The sequence below is a fragment of the Candidatus Aegiribacteria sp. genome (assembly GCA_021108005.1).
GTDB lineage: Bacteria > Fermentibacterota > Fermentibacteria > Fermentibacterales > JCC-6 > Aegiribacteria.
Map to the genome: position 1 here is coordinate 1 of JAIORS010000027.1, position 1005 is coordinate 1005.

At 39.1% G+C, this 1005-nt stretch carries 1 protein-coding gene; it reads right to left on the reverse strand.

The annotated features are described in order from the left end of the window. Nucleotides 1-91: 91 nt before the first annotated feature. Nucleotides 92-1005 (reverse strand): transposase (locus tag K8S15_02085; protein MCD4774822.1); only part of this gene is annotated, 914 nt, incomplete at its 5' end.

A 1005-nucleotide genomic window follows, 5' to 3' on the forward strand; every position in this document is an offset into this window, starting at 1 on the left:
TATAGCCCAAGTTTCCCACCCAAAAATCAAAACCAGCAGCGTGGGGCTGCATGCCTCTAAAATTTCCGCTGTTTCTTGGTCGTATTCTTCTTCACTTAATTCCTATTGATTTCAAATATCGCTTCTTTACGATGTTTTCGCTTTGAAACAACTTCAATATCTCTTTCTGCTGTGATTGAAGACTCATTAGCTTAAGAAACTCGTCGCCTGTACTTTTTATTGTTATGTTCCCGATTATCCCGTCTTTCAATATATCGTACACCTTTTGCGTACTTTTCACTCCAATATCCACCTCCTTCAGGCGGTTTGCGATCGTGATATCCAGCAGGTAGGAGAGTATGCATATTGTGTAATGTGCTCTGACGTGTTTTGGAGTCCAGACATTGAATGGCTGTATCTTGATGAATGATTTCACATCTTTGAATGCTTGTTCGATCTGGTTCTTGTCTCGGTATGCCTGAATCAGTTTTTTTTCTGTGAATCTGTTCTTATCATCCTTGTTACCGGTAGTATTTGTAACAATTGTCCATAACCCATCGGTTCGCTCTGCTTTCTTAATCGCTTCTCTGTTATTATCTGTTTCTTTTGGAACGATGTGGAAGCTGTTAATTTCTTTCCCTTCTGCTTTTATTACCAGAGGTTCGAGATCATAGTCCACAAAGTTCTTTGCTTTCATTGTTGTGAGTTGTTTGTCAATTCTACCTCTTGTTTTGTCTCTGTTTCTGCTTTTTTTCGCTTTGGACAACGCTTTGTTCTCCTTGTCCAGATAGTCTTTCGCTCTCTTTATCAGTTCTTTTCGGGATTTTCTCTGATCTTTGAACATTTCCGGGTTAAATATCATGACATAACGCCTACCATCCACCGTTCCCACGGTTTCATAGTATGTTGCGTCGTCATACTTTTTGAAACCCATCTTCAGTATCTGTTCAGCCATATTTTCTTCGTTGATTGATTCAAAACGCTCAATATTGACGTTTTGCATATTTGGAATCTGATTCTTGTCAA